The sequence below is a fragment of the Vibrio sp. 10N.222.54.A3 genome (genome assembly GCF_041474095.1).
GTDB lineage: Bacteria > Pseudomonadota > Gammaproteobacteria > Enterobacterales > Vibrionaceae > Vibrio > Vibrio crassostreae_C.
The window spans coordinates 1-4,573 of sequence record NZ_JBFRTN010000107.1 but is presented as its reverse complement, the minus strand read 5'-3'; the positions used below and the strand labels follow the sequence as shown (position 1 = coordinate 4,573).

The 4,573-nt window shown below is 46.6% G+C and carries 3 protein-coding genes and 1 pseudogene; 3 read left to right on the top strand and 1 reads right to left on the bottom strand.

What is annotated here, in order from left to right; all coding sequences use genetic code 11:
• Positions 1-237: 237 nt before the first annotated feature.
• Positions 238-1,227 (top strand): annotated as a pseudogene (locus AB4507_RS19415) (sigma-54-dependent Fis family transcriptional regulator); the annotation flags it as partial.
• A gap of 15 nt (positions 1,228-1,242) precedes the next feature.
• Here AB4507_RS19415 and AB4507_RS19410 read toward each other — a convergent pair.
• Positions 1,243-2,094: a LysR family transcriptional regulator gene (locus tag AB4507_RS19410; RefSeq protein ID WP_372183151.1), complete on the bottom strand. Its 852-nt coding sequence runs from the start codon at positions 2,092-2,094 to the stop codon at positions 1,243-1,245.
• 117 nt (positions 2,095-2,211) lie between these two features.
• On the opposite strand from AB4507_RS19410, the gene AB4507_RS19405 reads away from it, so the two are divergent.
• Together AB4507_RS19405 and AB4507_RS19400 are read left to right on the top strand one after the other, a co-directional pair.
• Entirely contained in the window at positions 2,212-2,859 is a 648-nt protein-coding gene (locus AB4507_RS19405) for a glutathione S-transferase family protein (protein WP_372174353.1), read from the top strand.
• Between the two features lie 143 nt (positions 2,860-3,002).
• Entirely contained in the window at positions 3,003-4,445 is a 1,443-nt protein-coding gene (locus AB4507_RS19400; protein ID WP_372183149.1) for an N-acylglucosamine 2-epimerase, read from the top strand.
• The last annotated feature ends 128 nt before the right edge of the window (positions 4,446-4,573 follow it).

The window sequence follows — 4,573 nt, the reverse complement described above, 5'->3', positions numbered from 1 at the left end:
GCTCGGCGCACCATAAAAACGCCAAGCTCATAAGAACTTGGCGTTTTGCTTTTCATTTTACTTAGATTATTTTAGTCAACTCGTTGCTAGTGACTACTTGATAAACCGTTCTAGAACCTATCTATTTTAGAAAAAACCTAGTGGATTGGTATCGTAGCTGATCAACAGGTTCTTAGTATTTTGGTAGTGATCGAGCATCATCTTATGTGTCTCACGGCCGATGCCGGATTTCTTGTAACCACCAAACGCACGCGCTCCATTTCAGCATCGTGTGATTTGCACCATGGCGAGCAACAAATCGAACACGCTTGGCAGCAAGCCAACAAGGTAATCGATAAAGGGATCAGTTTGTTGATCTTAGGAGAAACAGGAGTTGGCAAAGGCGAGTTTGTTAAAGCGCTGCACAAGCAAAGCCAGCGTAAGTCTTCGCCCTTGGTAGCGGTAAATTGTGGCGCGCTGCCTAAAGACCTTATCGAATCTGAACTGTTTGGCTACGCGCCGGGGGCTTTTACGGGCGCAAGCCACAAAGGTTTCCAAGGCAAGATCCGCCAGGCAGATAAAGGGATCTTATTTCTAGATGAGATAGCCGACATGCCTTTGGAAGCTCAATGCCGATTGCTGCATGTTCTGCAAGACAAATCCGTGGTGCCAGTTGGTTCTAATCAAAGCTATCAAGTCGATTGTCAGATCATCGCTGCAACTCACAAAAACCTCGAGCAGTTAGTCGCAACAGGTGAGTTTAGGCAAGACCTGTATTACAGACTCAATGGCTTAGCCTTCACCTTGCCAAGCCTGCAACACCGACAAGACAAACACGCCTTAATCGAGCACATTCATCGTAAATATACCGAAGACGAACAGACAATCTGCCCGCACTTGATGAGCTTACTGTGCGCCTATTCTTGGCCGGGTAATATCCGCGAATTAGACAACTTACTTAAGGTTGCTGCTCTATTAGCAAGTGATGAACCCCAACTCACACTCGAGCATGTGCCCAGCCACCTTGCTCAACATCTCACGTCATTAGCACACGATAATCAGCATCAACTTACGCCTCCTAATACCACCAAAGGTACAGCTAATAACGATTTAAGAAGTACCGTTGAAGAAACCTTGCTGCAAACCTATCAAGCCAACCAAGGCAACATAAGTAAGACTTCGAGAATACTCGGTATCAGCCGCAATACCATTTATCGAAAATTGAAAAGCTTGGGAATCCTCCAATAGGAAGATGAACCTAAGCTACTCAGAACCCAGCTCCACAAGTTGATTGAGCACTTCTTTGTCCAACACTGGGTGATGTTTGCTCGCTAGGATCAACACAATATCCACCGAAGGCAGTGGTGGCATATCTTCAAGAATTTTCAAGTCTGAAGTCACGCTGAGCTTACCCATCGCACCAATGGCTAATCCGGCTTTAACGATCGCTCGCTGCGCAGAAGCGGTATTGCTACACGCCAATAACTGATAAGGCGTACCTTGCTTAGTTAAACCATTCACTGCTGCAGCGTGATATTTACAGTCCGTTTGAAACAAGGCTAATGGAACAGGCTTGGAGCTATCAAACGCATAGTCAGGGCTGCTTATCCAAACACCCACATCATGTGTAAGCCAATAACCCTCTTCACTATCGGGCGCTCGGGTGACAATCGCCGCATCAAGCCTGCCGTCATCCAACCACTCTCTCAGCGTAATGCTGGGCAGGCTAAATATTTGGATTGAACAGGTGGGTTCCGCTTTCTGTAACAGGCGAATCACTTTTGGCAGAATGGTGTCGTTGTAGTCTTCAGGGCAGCCGAGTCGCAGAGGTTGTTTGTCTTCGTAACGCTTTACTTGCTTGAGGGCGGTGTTGTGGAGGGCGACCAACTGTTCGGCATGAGAACGCAGCGCTAAGCCAGCTTCAGTCAGTATTAAATTACGTCCTTCTTTCTGGAAAAGAGTGACGTTGAGTTCTTCTTCCAACTTACGCATCTGAGCACTGAATGCCGATTGGGTACGATTTATCTGTTTCGCTGCACGAGTGAAACTACTGGTTTCCACAAACGCGAGAAAGCCTCGCAAAGCATCAATATCCATATTGAAATCACCACCCATCGTTTTTATTAATGTATTGCATCAAAATTATCCGTTAGTACGCCGCAATACAATCCCCTAAGCTCAAATGCATGCCCCTAGGCTCAATACATACCCACTAAACGCAAGGAAGCAACTATGCAGCTTTATATTGGAAACCAGAACTACTCAACTTGGTCACTGCGCGCATGGCTAATATTCGACAACTACAACCTGAATGCGGAAGTCATCAAGCTCAAGCTATTCACCTCCGATTTTTACGACACTCTGGCGAAAGTGACGCCAACGGCCAAGGTTCCAACCCTAGTTGACGGTGACGTTGCTGTGTGGGATTCATTGGCCATTCTCGAATACGTTAACGACGCTCACTTGAACGACGTAGCATGGCCCAGTTCAGTGAAAGAACGCGCCCATGCCCGAGCAATTTCCGCCGAGATGCACTCTGGATTTTTTGCCGTCAGAAATGAAATGCCGATGAACTGCCGCGCGCAACGAAAGCTCACACTCAGTGAAGAAGCACTAAAAGACATCGCTCGTATCGATGCCATTTGGTCGACGCAGATTGAACAATACCCTGAAGGATGGTTGTTTGGTGAATGGTCGATTGCCGATGCGATGTTTGCACCTGTGGCTTTACGTGTAGAAACCTATGGCATCCAGCTTTCAAAGAAAGCATCGCAGTATCAACAACGCGTGCTTAACAGCCCATCAATACAAAAATGGTTGGCAGAGGCAAGCTTAGAAACCGATGTAGTTGAAGAGGACGAGGCAGGCAAGCCTGTATAAAATACAAAACACCCTTTCAAGGCTCACTAGTCTGTGAGCCTTTATTTAAACCTTAATAATTTGGTCGATTGTGATCACCGAATCACAATGTGCAGATGCGATTGTTTATATTCAACGAAACTCAAATCATTAAGATAAACATCATGTTACGAGCAACGATCGCATTACTCAGCGTGGCCAGCTTGGCCGTATCTGCCAATGTCACCCTTCCCTCTGGAGAAGACTGGATCAATCATGCCTCTGAAGGGCTCGCACCTTACTGGCTGATGCCTAGCGCTCAAGGAGAACCGGTAGGAAACTTCCCTACTTTCCGCTGTGATGACGGTACCTTGCTCGATGTTTCTGATGTGTGCCATGAACTAAACAAAGGCTGGATCACGCCACACTTTGGCAAAGAGTTTACGCGGATGAAGTCACGTCAAACTTATGCCTATGGCGTGCTCTACCACCTTAGTGGCGATAAGCAGGCTTTAGCGCTTGCCAAGCAAGGAGCCTACTACATCATTGATCAGCTAGAAGATAAGCAAAACGGCGGCTTTATCGGCTACACAAAAGAGGGAAAAGTAGGCCAGAATTGGCAGCAGCGTACTTCTCAAGATCAAGCGTATGCATTAGTTGGCCTTGCCATGTACTACTACCTGACCCAAGACAAAAAGGTAGAAGAAGCACTCATCGCCCAACAAGCTTTTATCTTTGATAAATATCGACTTAGCGACAACAGCGGTCTTGCTTGGGTACTCGCCGACGGTGAAGATGGCAGTGCAAAACGACGTGAACTGGTTGCGCAACTTGATCAAATAAACGGCTACCTGTTGTTAGTCGCTCCTCTGCTCAAAGAGCCCATCAAATCAAAATGGCTTGATGACTTAAACTGGCTCACGCAAGCCATGATTGACCAATACCATTCTGAAGATGAACAACGCTTCTACGGTGCAATTCACGATAAAGCAGCGATGATGCCGAATGCTAATCACAACGATTTTGGGCACACCATCAAAGCGTATTGGATGACTTACCTTACAGGCCAAACATTGAATAACTCTGAATGGAAAGAGTTTGGCATCAAAGGGATGAAACACACTCTCGTTCATGCGCAATATCAGAAAAATTTCGTGAGTGTATCCCAATATTATGGCGAAGAACTTCAGAAAGCGTGGAAAGGACAAGAGATTACTGGCTGGCAAAGCAGACCAGACACAAATTGGGCTTCATCATGGGAATGGGCGGAGCTTGATCAAGCAGCGATGACGGTTTCGCTGGTCGATGGTTCAATGAAAGACGTACTGCAATACACCCTACCCACCTTTCATGATGTATGGGTCGACCACAAATACGGCGGCGTGGGGCTTGATCCAAAACGCACCAAAGCTTTCCATTGGGGCAACGGTTATCACCAGTTTGAACATGCGCTGATTGGCTATTTGTTCGCTCAGCAAGTTGACGCCAAGCCAGCAGTATTGCATTACGCAAGGCCGACCAACAGCGAGATGCCAATGGAACCTTATTACTATCAAGGGGATGTGGTTAAGTTAGAGAACCTAGATGATGGGACACAAAAGGTCAGTTTCAATAACATTCGACCTTAGCGTTGGTTGTTTGTTCTAAATGGACTTGAGATTCAGGGCTACGGGGAATGGACAAGGTCAAAGAGTTAGCACAATAGTGATGTCGCAGACCAAACAAAAGCCGCTGTTGATGAAGTGACCCCGTAAAG